Annotated in this window: 11 protein-coding genes; 6 read left to right on the top strand and 5 right to left on the bottom strand. The window is 71.8% G+C overall.

Annotated features, from left to right (window positions below; translation table 11 throughout):
- Positions 1 to 56: 56 nt before the first annotated feature.
- Positions 57 to 1268 carry an NlpC/P60 family protein gene (locus tag ACFWJ4_RS24370; protein ID WP_380546946.1) on the bottom strand — a complete coding sequence of 404 codons (1212 nt, stop codon included), beginning with the start codon at positions 1266 to 1268 and terminating at the stop codon, positions 57 to 59.
- Positions 1269 to 1516: 248 nt separating this feature from the next.
- On the opposite strand from ACFWJ4_RS24370, the gene ACFWJ4_RS24365 reads away from it, so the two are divergent.
- The 6 genes from ACFWJ4_RS24365 (at position 1517) to ACFWJ4_RS24340 (ending at position 9143) form a co-directional block, all read left to right on the top strand.
- On the top strand, positions 1517 to 1867 hold the full coding sequence (locus ACFWJ4_RS24365) for a hypothetical protein (protein WP_380546944.1): 351 nt from the start codon (positions 1517 to 1519) through the stop codon (positions 1865 to 1867).
- A 177-nt stretch (positions 1868 to 2044) separates the two neighbouring features.
- Complete coding sequence (locus tag ACFWJ4_RS24360; RefSeq protein ID WP_380546942.1) at positions 2045 to 2860, top strand: hypothetical protein; 816 nt, start codon at positions 2045 to 2047, stop codon at positions 2858 to 2860.
- Between the two features lie 52 nt (positions 2861 to 2912).
- The gene (locus ACFWJ4_RS24355; protein WP_380546940.1) at positions 2913 to 4145 is read left to right on the top strand and encodes a hypothetical protein; all 1233 of its coding nucleotides are present in this window, start codon (positions 2913 to 2915) and stop codon (positions 4143 to 4145) included.
- Between the two features lie 7 nt (positions 4146 to 4152).
- On the top strand, positions 4153 to 5727 hold the full coding sequence (locus tag ACFWJ4_RS24350; protein WP_380546938.1) for an SCO6880 family protein: 1575 nt from the start codon (positions 4153 to 4155) through the stop codon (positions 5725 to 5727).
- 70 nt (positions 5728 to 5797) lie between these two features.
- Entirely contained in the window at positions 5798 to 7147 is a 1350-nt protein-coding gene (locus ACFWJ4_RS24345; protein ID WP_359915075.1) for an ATP-binding protein, read from the top strand.
- 196 nt (positions 7148 to 7343) lie between these two features.
- A complete protein-coding gene (locus tag ACFWJ4_RS24340; RefSeq protein ID WP_380546936.1) occupies positions 7344 to 9143 on the top strand; it encodes a bifunctional metallophosphatase/5'-nucleotidase in 1800 nt (599 codons plus the stop codon).
- 62 nt (positions 9144 to 9205) lie between these two features.
- Here the strand turns inward: ACFWJ4_RS24340 and ACFWJ4_RS24335 are convergent, their stop codons facing one another.
- The 4 genes from ACFWJ4_RS24335 to ACFWJ4_RS24320 all read right to left on the bottom strand — a co-directional run bounded on the left by ACFWJ4_RS24335 (position 9206) and on the right by ACFWJ4_RS24320 (position 13971).
- Positions 9206 to 10693: an ATP-binding protein gene (locus ACFWJ4_RS24335; protein WP_380546934.1), complete on the bottom strand. Its 1488-nt coding sequence runs from the start codon at positions 10691 to 10693 to the stop codon at positions 9206 to 9208.
- Positions 10690 to 11460, bottom strand: a complete 771-nt coding sequence (locus ACFWJ4_RS24330) for a response regulator transcription factor (protein ID WP_380546932.1) — start codon at positions 11458 to 11460, stop codon at positions 10690 to 10692. Before ACFWJ4_RS24330 ends, ACFWJ4_RS24335 begins: the two co-directional genes overlap by 4 nt.
- Positions 11461 to 11528: 68 nt before the next feature.
- On the bottom strand, positions 11529 to 12797 hold the full coding sequence (locus ACFWJ4_RS24325; protein ID WP_380546930.1) for a S1C family serine protease: 1269 nt from the start codon (positions 12795 to 12797) through the stop codon (positions 11529 to 11531).
- Between the two features lie 115 nt (positions 12798 to 12912).
- Complete coding sequence (locus ACFWJ4_RS24320; protein ID WP_380546928.1) at positions 12913 to 13971, bottom strand: LacI family DNA-binding transcriptional regulator; 1059 nt, start codon at positions 13969 to 13971, stop codon at positions 12913 to 12915.
- Positions 13972 to 14026: the final 55 nt, after the last annotated feature.

The raw sequence follows: 14026 nt of genomic DNA, 5'->3' as shown, positions 1-14026 counted from the left end.
TTGACTCAGCGTCCACAGCGCGCACACAGCTCCCCGCCGTCCCGGCCCCACCGCGCCTACCGACCCGCCCCGGCGGGAGCCGGCCCGGCCGGTGCGGGCGGGGCGGCGACGGCCGACCGGGCGGGGGTCGCCGGGGCGCTTCCCGGCGCGCCGCCCTGGGGGAGGCCCTGGGTGCCGCCCTGGGTGCCGCCCTGGTTCCCCGCGGGGGCGGTGGGCTCCGTCCCGCCCGGGCGGGACGGAGCGTTGACCGCGCCGTCGTTGTTGCGGGTCGGCAGCGCCTGGGCCCCGTCCGAGGTGACCCGGGTCGCGCCGATGTACTCCCGGGTGTCGATCTTGTCGTAGCGGATCACCGCGCCGGTGTGCGGGGCGTTGATCATGTACCCGCCGCCCACGTAGATCCCGACGTGGTGGATGCTCCGCGGATCGCTCAGGTCCGTCGCCCAGAACACCAGGTCGCCCGGCCGCAGCTGATCGCGCGACGGGTGCGGCCCGGCGTACCACTGGTCGTTGGCCACCCGGGGCAGGGTGATGCCCACACTGGCGAACGCGGCCTGGGTCAGGCCCGAACAGTCGAACCGCCCGCTCTGCGAGGGCAGGCCCTCACCGCCCCACAGGTACGGGGTGCCGAGCTTGGTCTGCGCGAAGTAGATCGCGGCCGACGACTGCGGGGACACCTCCAGCGGCGCGGTCGGCGAGGCAGGCGCCGTGAAGCTGCGGGCCATCGCCTGGATGTTCCGCACGTAGCCCTGGGTCTCCCTGTACGGCGGCACCCCGTTGTACTTCTCCACCGCGCCCTCGCCGGCGTTGTACGCCGCCAGCAGGTTGGCCTGGGGGTCGCCCGGGACCTTCGCGACCCGCTTGGCGATCGCGCAGTCGTAGGTCGCCGCCGAGGCGATCGCGTCCAGCGGGTCCCAGACGTCCGCCCTGCCGTCCCCGCTGCCGTCGGTGGCGTACTCGGACCAGGTGCCCGGCATGAACTGCGCCATGCCCTGCGCCCCGACCCCGGAGCGCGCCCTGGGGTCGAAACCGCTCTCCTGGTACAGCTGCGCCGCGAGCATCGGCGGGGAGATCTCCGCGCAGAGCGCGCCCCACTTCTGGATCGGGTCCTGGTAGGCCGCGGGGACCGTTCCGGGGGAGAGGGCGGAACGATTCGCCGCCTGCTGCGGCGTCCCACTTGCCGCATAAGTCCCCATCGTCACCAGCCCGATGAACCCGAACGCAACAACTCCCGCAGCGGCGGCGGCCGTACCGGCCTTCCGGAGTACCATCAGCACCATCCCGACGAATCGTCAGTCGAAGTGTCCCGGAAGGCGTTGCTCACCGCAATCATCAGAGATACGAACAGTGAGCGCTATCCTTCGTACGGTGTACATCCTCGCGTACGTGTCCGATGCCTCACGACCGATTCGCGAGAAGTAGCCAAGTCGACATCAGATCTGGCCAAGAATAGGTACCGACCCTTCGCGCGGGCCGGGTCCGGGCCCTTGAATTTGCCTGATCGGGCGGTGAGATGGAAATGAACCTGAGCAGCGTGCACACCAATGCGGTCGGCCACCTGGCCGAGGACCCCCCCAAGAAGCCGAACATCGACACCATCATCGGCGGAATCGCCCCGGACTGGGGGCCGTTCGCGACCCTCGGGTCGGAGGCACGGGTGATGGTCGAGGTCATCATGGCCATCGCCATCCTCCTCTGCCTCGGCATCGCGGTCTGGGGCGCGGCCAAGCAGCGGATCGGTGCGACCGCGATGCGCGACAGCTTCGGCGCCGAACAGGGCAAGGGACTGATCGTCGCCGGACTGACCGGCGTGTTCATCATCGGATCACTGGGCACCCTGTTCACCATTGTCTACGGCATGGCGATCTGACGATCGGACAGCAGTAGTCCGGCCTGCCTGAGACCGGGCCCCCGCCCGGACCCCTCCGACAGCCGACCCGCCAGGAATCCACCCCGTTCCCACCCCCGTTCCCACCCCCCGTCCGCGCCCGCCCCCGGACGGAGGGCCCCCGGAGCCGCCCCGGCTCCCCGCACCAGGAGGGCCGCCGTGCCGTTGTCCGACGACCAGCCGCGCACCCGTACGCGCCTGCCGGTCGGCGAACAGTCCTCCCCCCCGTCGAACCACCGTCAGACCCGCCCGCTGCGCGCCCTGCTGGCCGTCCTGGCCGTCGTCACCCTGCTCGTGGTGGCCATCGCCGTCGCCAACCGCGTCGCACCCGGCACCGGTACCGGCAGCGACGGCTCCTCCGCCGACCGCGCCGGCTCCGGCACCGGCGCCGGCCCCGCCCCCAGCGGCGACCAGCCTGCCGGCACCACCGTCAACGGGATCCCGACCGGCTACCCGCACACCGAACCGGGCGCCCAGTCGGCCGCCACCAACTACGCGGTGGCGATCGGCTCCGCGGACATGTTCCGCACCGACAGCCGGCACGGCATCGTCGCCACCATCACCGATCCGGACGCCCTGGCCGGGCTCCAGAGCCGGCTGGACCAGGGCTTCGGCGGCGACACCGCCACCCGCTACGGCCTCGACGCCCAGGGCCACGCGCCCAAGGGCCTCACCTTCGTCAGCCGCACCGTCCCGGTCGGCACCAAATCGACGGGCTACAGCGAGGGCGACGCCAAGGTCGAGGTGTGGTGCACCGGCCTCACCGGCCTCGCCGGCGAACGCTCCGTCCAGCCGGTGACCACCAACTGGTTCACCCTCACGCTCTCGCTGCACTGGACGGGCAGCGACTGGAAGCTCACCGACTACACCAGCAGGCAGGGCCCCGCGCCGGTGCCCGCAGACCAGCAGGCCGCCACCGCCGATGAGATCACCGGCGCCGTCCAGCAGTTCGGGGGGTTCCGTTTTGCGCGTTGACCAGACCTCACGCCGTTCCGGCACACGGCGCCGTGTGGGCACCCTCGCCGGTGTGCTGGCCACCTTGCAGGTGGCGGCGCTGTCGGCGGCCCAGCGGGTGTTCGCAGAGCCTTCGCCGACAGCCACTCCGACGCCCAGCGCCAACGCCAATTGCCCTGACCTGCCGATCTCAGGGAACGGCATTCTCTGCGTGGACAAGCCCGGGGGGAGCTCCCTCCCCGGGAGCGGCACCGTCGGGGCCGTGACCGACCCCCTCGGGTCGTTGGCCAAGAGCTGTGCGCAGGCCGCGGCGTGGGTGGTGCGGAAGTTGTCGGGGGCGATCGACGGGACGACGCAGGTGGACTTCACCAATGTGTCGTTCCTGCAGCAGTACGCCGTGGTGTTCGCCGTGTCGACGGTGATCACGCTGGTGCTGTGGCTGCTGGCGGTGGCGAAGCGGGCGGTGCGGGGGGCGCCGTTGACGACGGCGTTCTCGGAGGCGATCGGCTTCCTGTGGCTGACGGTGGTGGCGTCCGCGTTCACGCCGTTGATCCTGTTCACCGTGGTGAGCGTGACGGACGGGCTGACCAAGGCGATAGCGGTCGGGACGAAGACGGACACCGGGTCGTACCTGGGCGGGTTCGCCGACACGCTGGAGAAGGGTGACGTGGGCGGCGGTCCGCTGATCCTGGTGATCGTGTCGCTGGTCGCGGTGCTGGCGGCGGCGGTGCTCTGGATCGAGCTGCTGATCCGGGCGGCGATGCTGTACGTCGGCGCGCTGCTGGGGACGGCGGTGTACGCGGGGCTGGTGGACCGGCAGCTGTGGAAGCATGTGCGGCGCTGGGCGGGCGTGATGCTGGCGGTGGATCTGGCGAAGCCGATCATCGTGGTCATCCTGGGCCTGGCAGGGGCGGTGGCGACCGGGTCCGGGGCCGACGACGATTTCGCCCGGGTGCTGTCCGGGTTGGCGATCCTGTTCCTGTCGATCTTCGCGAGTGCCGCGGTGTACCGCTTCGTGCCGGGTTTCGGCGACGAGCTGCTGAACATGCGCGGGGCCCGGGCCAATGCCGTGCAGGCCGGTTCGGCGATGATCAACGGCACCGCGAACCTGATGAAGCAGGGCATCACCACCCACGGCGACCGCGGTCCGCAGGGGGCCGGCACGGGTGGCGGGGGTGCGGGCGGCGGTTCGGTCGCGCCGGGCATCGCCGCCCACGCGGGCCGGACGCCGGCCCCGCCGCCGCAGGGCGGGCCGCCGCAGGCCCCGGTTCCGATCCGCGACAGCAATCCAGCGAAGGGAGGGTGACGGGTAAGTGAGCAGTGAACCGCTCGGCCAGTACGGTGCCCAGTACGCCCAGCCGTACGTGCACCAGCGCCGCACCTACCTGATCGGCAAGGCCCGCCCGAACGCGCCGATCGGCCGGAACCGGGAGTCCGGCGAGATCGTGCTGATCATCTTCGGGGCCTTCCTCGGCATGCTCTGGGGCCTGCTGATGCCGGTCCTGCCGCTGCGGATCGGTGGTCTGGTCGGTCTGCCGGCGCTCGCCATCGCGGCGGTGTACGTGCCGTACCGCAGGCGGACGTTCTACAAGTGGGTGGAGATCAACCGCACCTACCGTCGGACGGTCCGCAGCGGGCGGGCGGTGTGGCGTTCGGACGTGATGGACGCCGGCACCCGGCTGGACGGCCGGGAGGTGGAGGTGGGCCCGCCGCCCGGGGTGGGGCGGCTGCGCTGGCTGGCGGCGCCGTTCGGGCCGGACGAGGTCGGGGTGCTGATGCACCTGGAGCGGCGTACGGTGACGGCCGCGATCGAGATCGAGGGCCCGGGCGTCGGTCTGCGCGACTCGGAGGACCAGGAGGCCCTGGTCGACCGGTTCGGGACGCTGCTGAAGCACGTCGCCAACGGGGACGGTTTCGTGACCCGGCTGCAGATCCTGGCCCGGACCCTGCCGGCGGACCCGGACGCGCACGCCAAGGACGTCGAGCGGCGCGGTGACCCGTCCTCGCCGCGCTGGCTGCAGGACTCGTACGACCAGCTCCAGTCGATGGTGTCGACCTCCTCGGAGCAGCACCGGGCGTACCTGGTGGCCTGCATGCACTACACCCGTGACCTGGCGGCCGAGGCGCACGCGATGGGCCGGACGGCCACCGGGCGGCGGGCGCGGGACGACGAGGGGCTGGCGGCCGTGATGGCGCGCGAGCTGACGGACATCTGCGCCCGGCTGGCCGAGGCGGACATCCGGGTGCGCCAGCCGCTGGGCCAGGCCCGGCTGTCCTCGCTGCTGCACTCGATGTACGACCCGGACCACCCGATCGACCACATCCAGGCGATGTCCCGGCGCAACGCCTGGCCGGCCGAGCTGGACGCGACCCAGCCGCAGTACCTGCAGGCGAAGACCCGCGAATCGGCGACCCGGGAGCCGTGGTGCCACGCCACCGCGTGGATCAAGGAGTGGCCGCTCACCCCGGTGGGGGTCAACTTCCTGGCGCCGCTGCTGGTGCACACCCCGGACGTGATCCGGACGGTGGCGGTGACGATGGACCTGGAGCCCACCGACGTCGCGATCGAGCGGATGCTGACCGAGAAGACCAACGACGAGGCCGAGGCCAGCCGTGCGGCCAAGATGAACCGCACGGTGGACCCGCGCGACCTGGCCCACACCGGCCGGGTGGACCAGCGCGGCGACGACCTGGCCTCCGGCGCGGCCGGGGTGAACCTGGTCGGCTACATCACGGTCTCCTCGCGCAACCCCGACGCGCTGGCCCGCGACAAGCGGACCATCCGGGCCTCGGCCGGCAAGAGCTACCTCAAGCTGGAGTGGTGCGACCGCGAGCACCACCGGGCCTTCGTCAACACCCTTCCGTTCGCCACCGGCATCCGCCGCTGAGCGCACCGGCCGACCCGCGCACCCGCACACACGCACGTCCGTCCACCGCTGACCCGTCAGGAGACCGCCCATGGCGCTCGGCAACCTCACCGATGCGTTCACCAGCCTGATGTTCGGCAAGGTGGAGACCACCCGCCTGCCGGTGCGCACCTCCACCGGCCAGGCGCAGGCCGTCTACCTGCCCACCGCCGCCCCGGGGCTGGGGGACTCGGGTGTGATCATCGGCCGCGAGGTGTACAGCGGCAAGGGGTACGTGTACGACCCCTTCCAGCTGTACGGGCAGCAGCTGCCCGCCCCGCACTGGCTGGTGCTCGGGGAGTCCGGCAACGGCAAGTCGGCGCTGGAGAAGACGTACGTGCTGCGGCAGCTGAGGTTCCGTGACCGCCAGGTCGTGGTGCTGGACGCGCAGGGCGAGGACGGCGTGGGCGAGTGGAACCTGATCGCCAACGCGCTGGGCATAAAGCCGGTCCGGCTGGACCCGATGGCGGCCCGGGACGGCGGGGTGAAGCTCAACCCGCTGGACCCGGCGATCACCCAGACCGGCCAGCTGTCGCTGCTGCGCACCATCGTCGAGGTGGCGATGGGGCGCGGGCTGGAGGAGCGGGCCGGCTTCGCGCTGAAGGCCGCGCACGCCCATGTGGTGGCCTCGGTGCAGGACCGCCAGCCGGTGCTGAACGACATCATCGACACCCTGCGCAGCCCCGAGCTGTCCTCGGTGGAGTCGCTGGGCGTGGCGGTGGACGAGGTGCAGTCCTGGGGCCTGGACGTGGCGCTGGTGCTGGACCGGCTGGTCGACGGTGACCTGCGCGGCATGTTCGACGGGTCGACCACCGACGGCATCGACCTGGACGCGCCGCTGATCGTCTTCGACCTCTCGCACATCGACCGCAACTCGATCGCGATGCCGATCCTGATGGCGATCGTCGGGGTGTGGCTGGAGCACACCTGGATCCGGCCGGACCGGAAGAAGCGCATCTTCCTGGTCGAGGAGGCCTGGCACATCATCAACAGCCCGTTCGTGGCCCAGCTGTTCCAGCGGCTGCTGAAGTTCGGCCGCCGGCTCGGCCTGTCCTTCGTGGCGGTGGTGCACCATCTGTCCGACGTGGTGGACGGCGCGGCCGCGAAGGAGGCCTCGGCGATCCTGAAGATGGCCTCCACCCGGACGATCTACATGCAGAAGGCCGAGGAGGCGCGGGCCACCGGCCGGGTGCTGGGCCTGCCGCGCTGGGCGGTGGAGATCATTCCCACCCTGTCGCCGGGCATCGCGGTCTGGGACGTCAACGGCAACGTCCAGGTGGTCAAGCACATCATCACCGAGGCCGAGCGTCCGCTGGTCTACACCGACCGCGCGATGACCGAGGACGCGGTGGCCGAACGGGTGCGTGCGGAACGGCAGTTGGCTTCCGAGCCGGGCGTCTGAGCGGGGTCGTCGGGGCTCTTCCGCACGGTCTCCGCATCCGGCGGACGGCGATGGTTCGTCAGTAGGTAATCCTCTCGTTACGTTCGACGTCCTGACAGCTACGCGCGTTGACCCTAGGCTTCGCAGTCGCAACACATGTTCGAACGCCGATGCTGTCCACAGCCGGTGCTCCTTCCAAGGTGCAGGGGAACCCTTCATGCTCACCGTCAGATCCCGACGGACGGCGCTCGCCGTCGTCGCCGCCGCAGGTCTGTTCGGCACGGTGGTCGTGCCGACGGCCGCCCAGGCCGCCGACGCCAACGCCAAGCGCCACAAGACCGTCAACCTCCAGCTGCTGGCGATCAACGACTTCCACGGCAACCTGGAGCCCCCGGCCGGTTCGTCCGGCACGATCAAGGAGATCGACCCGGCCACCGGCAAGGAGGTCGCCACCCCGGCCGGCGGCATCGAGTACCTGGCCACCGAGCTGCGCAAGGCGCGCATCCCGGCCGACGACTCGATCACCGTCGCGGCCGGCGACATCATCGGCGCCAGCCCGCTCACCTCGGCGCTCTTCCACGACGAGCCGACCATCGAGGCGATGGACAAGCTCGGCCTGGACGTCACCTCCGTGGGCAACCACGAGTTCGACGAGGGCGCGCAGGAGCTGCGCCGCATGCAGGACGGCGGCTGCCACCCGACCGACGGTTGCTACGAGCCCGGCCGCACCTTCAAGGGCGCCAACTTCAACTACCTGTCGGCCAACGTCACCGACGAGAAGACCGGCAAGCCGCTGCTGGCCCCGTACTGGATCACCAAGTCCCAGGGCGTGAAGGTCGGCTTCATCGGCGTCACCCTGGAGGGCACGCCGAACATCGTGACCGCCGAGGGCGTCAAGGGCCTGAAGTTCGCCAACGAGGTCACCACGATCAACAAGTACGCCGCCGAGCTCAAGGCCAAGGGCGTCAACTCGATCGTCACGCTGATCCACGAGGGCGGGTACCCGGCCAGCAGCGTCTACAACTACGACTGCGGCGCGGCCGGCCAGGGCATCTCCGGCCCGATCGTCGACATCGCCAAGAAGATCGACCCGGCGGTCGGCGCCATCGTCACCGGCCACACCCACAACGCGTACGCCTGCAGCATCCCCGACCCCAACGGCGTCCCGCGCTCGGTGACCAGTGCCGCCTCCTTCGGCCGGCTCTTCACCGAGATCGACATGAAGCTGGACAAGACCACCGGCGAGATCGTGCGCCCCTCGGTCAAGGCCGAGAACCACGTGGTGCGCCGCACGGTCGAGAAGGCGCCCGACATGACGGCGCTGGTCGACCGCTACTCCAAGCTGGCCGCCCCGATCGCCAACCGTCCGATCGGCTACATCGCCTCGGACATCAACGGCCGCGGCAACAGCGACCTGGAGAAGCCGCTCGGTGACGTGATCGCCGACGCGCAGCTCGCCGGGCTCGCCCCGGCCGACAAGGGCGGCGCGCAGGTCGCCTTCATGAACCCCGGCGGCATCCGCTCCGACCTGGTCCACAAGGCCTCCGGCGGCGAGGGCGACGGCGTGGTGACCTACGGCGAGGCGTTCACCGTCCAGCCGTTCACCAACATGATGCAGGTCAAGACGCTGACCGGCGCCCAGCTGATCCAGCTGCTCCAGCAGCAGGTGAGCGGCTCCAACACCGCTGCGCCGAAGGTCCTCCAGGTGTCCTCGAACCTGCACTACACCCTGGACATGCGCAAGACCGGCGCGGACCGGGTGGTCCTGGACTCGGTCCGGCTGAACGGTGCCCCGGTCGACCCGGCCGCCACCTACCGGGTCGCGGCCAACGAGTTCCTGGCCGGCGGCGGCGACGGCTTCCCGGCCTTCGCGGCCGGCACCGACAAGCTGGTCGGGGCCTCGGACCTGGACGTCTTCGCGACCTACCTGAGCGCCCACAGCTCGGCGGCCTCGCCGCTCCAGGCCCCGGCGCAGGACCGGATCAAGATCATCGGCCCGGGCAGCGACATCGACTGACCGTGAGCCGGCCCGGGAGGGGCGGGTGGGGCGCTGTCGGGGCGCCCCACCTGCCCCTCCCGTCATTCCGGGGCGGGGCCGCCGGGCAGCCGGACGGTGGCCAGCGCGCCCGGGCCGCCGTCGGCCGCCGGACCGAGGGTGACCTCGCCGCCCGCCTCCCGGACGCTCTGCGCGACGATCGACAGCCCGAGGCCGGAGCCGGGCAGCTGGCGCGAGGAGGGCGAGCGCCAGAACCGGTCGAAGACGTACTGGAGCTCGTCCGGAGGGATCCCGGGGCCGTGGTCGCGGACGGTCAGCACGCCCTGGTGCAGCCGGACCTCGATGGTGCCGCCGGGCGGGCTGTACTTGACCGCGTTGTCCAGCAGGTTGATCACCGCGCGTTCCAGCCCGGCCGCGTCGCCGTGCACGTACCAGGGCTCGGTGTCGGTCTCGAACACCAGCCCCGGGCCGCGCAGCTCGGCCCGCTCGACGGCCCGTCCGGCGATCTCGTGCAGGGCGACCACGGTGAGGGCCGGGCCGCTCTTCGGCGTGTCCGGGCGGGAGAGCTGGAGCAGGTCGCCGATCAGCAGGGTGAGCTCCTGCATCTGCGCCTTCATGTTGCCGAGCAGCTTGGTCCTGGTCGCGGCGGGCAGCGGGCGGCCGGTGTCGTTGCTGCGGATCAGCAGGTCGACGTTGGTGCGCAGAGAGGTCAGCGGGGTGCGGAGCTCGTGCCCGGCGTCGGCTATCAGCCGGGTCTGCCGCTCGCGGGAGTTGGCGAGGGCGGTGCTCATCGAGTTGAAGGAGGTGGAGAGCCGGGCGATCTCGTCGTCCCCGTGGACCGGGATGGTGGTGCCGACCTCCTCGGTCCGGGCGATGTGCTCGACGGCGTCGGTGAGCTGGTCGACGGGCTTCAGGGCGGAGCGGGCGACCAGGCGGCCGGCCACGGCGGCGAGCAGGATGCCGCCGACGGAGACCGAGCCGAGGAGGATGGCGAGGCCCTGGAGGGAGTCCTCGACGGGTTGGGTGGGGGTGGCCACCATCACGACGACGGGGACGGGGAAGTTGTGGTTGGAGGTCAGCCGGACGATCGCGGGGTCGCCGTTGGTGAACTTCCCGTCCCGGGTGATCGACTGTCCGGGCTTGAGTTGGAACGCGGCGGCATCCTGCGGTGTGGTCACGATCGCCTTGTTCGCCCCCGGGGGCAGGCAGACTCCGGCCGACACGAGGAACTGGGTGTCCCGGGGGACGGCCGCACTGATCTCCGGCATGCTGCCGCCGCGCTGGTGATCCAGGGCGGCCTCCGGAGTGGGGTAGCAAATGAGTCTTCCGGGAATGGCTGGGGGCGCGCTCGCCAGGTCGGCCCGTACCTGCCCGTACAGCTGCTTCTCCACGATGAACCAGCACGCCAGTGCCGACAGCGCGATCGCCACCGCCACCGCCGCCGCGCTCAGGAAGATGAGGCGGCTGCGCAGGGAGCGGGAGCGGAACCAGTGGAGGAGGCGCTGTCGGCGGTCGGACGTGTGGGGCCGGGCCTGCGGAGGGGTCAGCGGAGGGGGCGGAACGTTGTTCACGCGCTCGTGCCGGCGGCCTGGCGCAGGGCGTAGCCGACGCCGCGCACGGTCTGGATCAGGCGGGGCATGCCGCCCTGCTCGGTCTTGCGGCGCAGGTACATCACGTACACGTCCAGGGAGTTGGAGGAGGGCTCGAAGTCGAAGCCCCAGACCGCCTTGAGGATCTGTTCGCGGGTGAGGACCTGGCGGGGGTGGGCGAGGAACATCTCCAGCAGCATGAACTCGGTGCGGGTGAGCTCGATCGGCTTGCCGGCCCGGGTGACCTCGCGGGTGGCGGTGTTCATCCGCAGGTCGGCGAAGGAGAGGAGCTCGCTCTCGTCCTCGACGGCGGCGCGGGCGGCGGCCTCGGCGGCGAGGGCGTTGCGGCGCAGCAGGGCGCGGACGCGGGCGAGCAGTTCGTCGAGCTCGAAGGGCTTGGCGAGGTAGTCGTCGGCGCCGACGTCGAGGCCGGTGACGCGGTCGCCGACGGCGTCGCGGGCGGTCAGCATCAGGACCGGGACGGTGTCGCCGCGCGAGCGCATCCGGCGGACGGCGGTGAGGCCGTCCATCCGGGGCATCATGATGTCCAGCAGGACGAGGTCGGGCCGGTCGCGTTCGACGGATTCCAGGGCCTCGTAGCCGTCGGTGGCGGTGGCGACCTCGTACCCCTCGAAGGCGAGGCTGCTCTCCAGGGCGTCCCGGAGGGCGGGTTCGTCGTCGACCACGAGGAGCCGGGCGGAGGGGTGGCCGGCCTCGGTGGTGGTGCGGTCGTCGGCGGACGGGGTCATGGGCGGGTGCCCTTTCTCGTCGGGTGGAGGGCCTGCTGGGAGCAATTGTCCGTCTCAGCGAGTGTGGCTCACAGGTTCTGGCCGGCTTCGAGTTTCGGCAGGACCTGCTTGATGTCGTTGATCGGGATGGCGAAGCCGAGGCCGACGCTGCCGGCCGAGCCGCCGCCGGAGGAGCCGGAGCCGCCGGGCGCGTACATCGCCGAGTTGACGGCGATGACCTGGCCGTTGGCGTTGATCAGCGGGCCGCCGGAGTTTCCGGGGTTGAGCGCGGCGTCGGTCTGGAAGGCCTTGTAGGTGGTGCTGCTGCCGCCGGTGGGCTGCGGGGTGGTGCCGCGCAGGCCGGGGACGCCGGGGAGGAAGGGGAGGCCGAAGCCGCCGTTGTTGCTGGTGCTGCCCTCGTCGAGCTGGACGGTGACGTCGCGGTTCTCGGCGCTGATGATGCCGGAGGTGACGGTGCCGGTGAGTCCGTCGGGGTTGCCGATGGCGACGACCGGGTCGCCGACGGCCACGGCGGAGGAGTCGCCGAGGACGGCGGGGGTGAGGTTCTTGGCGCCGGTCGCGGTGATCACGGCGACGTCGAGGGCCTTGTCGGTGCCGGTGACGGTGGCCTGGGCGGTGGAGCCGTCCTTGAAGGTGACGGTGATCCGGCCGCCGGCGGTCGCGGTGTCGATCACGTGGTAGTTGGTGAGAATCCGGCCGTCGGTGTCGAGGACGACGCCGGTGCCGGTGGCGGTGCCGTTGCCGTTCTTGACGGTGATCTGGACGGTGCTGGGCGAGACGGCGGCGGCGATGGCGGCCACGTCGGCGCTGCCGTCGGAGCGGGCGGAGACCGGGCTGGCGATGGTGCCGACGCGGTTGTCGGCGCCCTGCCGGTCACCGGCGACCAGGCCGCCGGTGACCCCGCCGAGGACGGCGGCGATCGCGGCGACGGCGGTGACCAGGGCGAGCCGCCCGCGCAGCAGTCCGCGCCGGGCCCGGTTGCCGTGGTCGCCGGGGCCCTCGGGGGAGCCCGGCCCGAGGATCGTGGGCGGCTCGGGCGGGGTCGGCGGGGGCGGCGGCGGGCCGTCGAAGACGCCGCCGGAGTGGTCCTCGCGGTAGCCGTACCCGGCCGGGCCGGTGGTGCTGTGGGCCTCGGAGGCGACCAAGCCGCCGCCGAGCACGGTGCCCTCGATCACCCGGGGTTCCGGGGCCCGGTCCGGGCCCTGCTGCTCGTACTGGCCGTACGGGCCGTACTGCTCGTACTGGCCGTACTGCTCGTGCTGCTCGTGCTGCGGGTGGGACGCGTGGGGCTCGTACGGGCCGTACTGCTCGCCGGGGTGCCGCTGCTGTTCGCTCATGCCGACCAAGCTCGTCCCGCTGCATGAGGAGTGCATGAGAACCGGCTCAGAACGGGGAGAGAAGCCCGTTGGGTTCTCATAAAGCCTGGTCAGGCGGCCTGCCGAGCGGAATCGGCTACTCCGGTACGGATCGGTCCGGGGCGGAGCCGCCGCAGCCGCAGGAGCGGCGGATGACCAGCCGGGACGGGAAGGTGCGGACCCGCTCGGTGTCCGAGCCGGGCACCATCAGCGAGTCGTCCAGCACCAGGTCCACGGCGGCCCGGGCCATCGCGTCGCGGTCGGAGGCGACGGTGGTCAGCGGCGGGTCGGCGAGCGCGGCCTCCGGCACGTCGTCGAAGCCGGCCACCGCGAGGTCCTCCGGGACCCGCAGGCCGACCTCGCGGGCGGCCCGCAGCACGCCGATCGCCTGGTCGTCGGTGGAGCAGAAGATCGCCCGCGGCCGGTCCGGCGAGCGGAGCAGGCCGAGCGCGACGTCGTAGGCGCCGTAGCGGTGGAAGGGCGCGTCGATCAGGTGCGGCTCGGTGGGGACGCCGTGCGCGTCCATGGCGCGCTGCCAGCCCTCGACGTGGTCGATGACCGGGTCGCCGGGGGCGGGGGACTCGACCGGGCCGCCGAAGCAGGCCACGTACGGGTGCCCGTGCACCTCCAGCAGGTGGCGCACCACGGCCTCGGCGCCCGCCACGTCGTCGGTGACCACCGCGACGTCGTCGATCGCCTCGGGCCGGCGGTGCAGCAGCACCACCTTGGCGCCCTCCATCGCGGCGAACTCCTCGGCGGCGCGCTGCGAGGGGCCCTGGCTGACCAGGATCAGGCCGGAGACGCGCATCCCGAGGAACGCGCGGACGTAGTGCACCTCGCGGTCGTCCACGTAGTCGGAGTTGCCGATCAGCACGAGCTTGCCGCGGTCGGAGGCGGCCCGTTCCACGGCGTGCGCCATCTCGGCGAAGAAGGGCTGGCGGGCGTCCGGGACGACCATGCCGATCAGGTTGGTGCGGCGGGAGGCCATCGCCTGGGCGACGCTGTTCGGCCGGTAGCCGAGCTGCTCGATCGCCGCGAGGACCTTCTCCCGGGTCGCGGGCGCGACCGGTCGCGGCCCGTTGTTGATGACGTAGCTGACGACCGCGGTCGAGGTACCAGCCAGCCGGGCTACATCGTCGCGCGTCACTTTGGCCACGGGGGGAGTCTACGCGTGTGGCCTCCGGGGCGGCAGTGGGGTCCGGGGCCTTGTT

It is taken from the genome of Kitasatospora sp. NPDC127067, from assembly GCF_042724755.1.
GTDB classification, from domain to species: Bacteria; Actinomycetota; Actinomycetes; order Streptomycetales; family Streptomycetaceae; genus Kitasatospora; species Kitasatospora lactacystinica.
Note: the sequence above shows the minus strand (reverse complement) of the source record. Positions and strands in the feature narration are given on the sequence as shown.

Excerpts from the sequence above, each read along its gene's own strand:
- ACFWJ4_RS24370 (WP_380546946.1), bottom strand. The coding sequence starts at position 1,268 with ATGGTACTCCGGAAGGCCGGTACGGCCGCCGCCGCTGCGGGAGTTGTT.
- ACFWJ4_RS24365 (WP_380546944.1), top strand. The coding sequence starts at position 1,517 with ATGAACCTGAGCAGCGTGCACACCAATGCGGTCGGCCACCTGGCCGAG.
- ACFWJ4_RS24345 (WP_359915075.1), top strand. The coding sequence starts at position 5,798 with ATGGCGCTCGGCAACCTCACCGATGCGTTCACCAGCCTGATGTTCGGC.
- ACFWJ4_RS24340 (WP_380546936.1), top strand. The coding sequence starts at position 7,344 with ATGCTCACCGTCAGATCCCGACGGACGGCGCTCGCCGTCGTCGCCGCC.
- ACFWJ4_RS24330 (WP_380546932.1), bottom strand. The coding sequence starts at position 11,460 with ATGACCCCGTCCGCCGACGACCGCACCACCACCGAGGCCGGCCACCCC.
- ACFWJ4_RS24325 (WP_380546930.1), bottom strand. The coding sequence starts at position 12,797 with ATGAGCGAACAGCAGCGGCACCCCGGCGAGCAGTACGGCCCGTACGAG.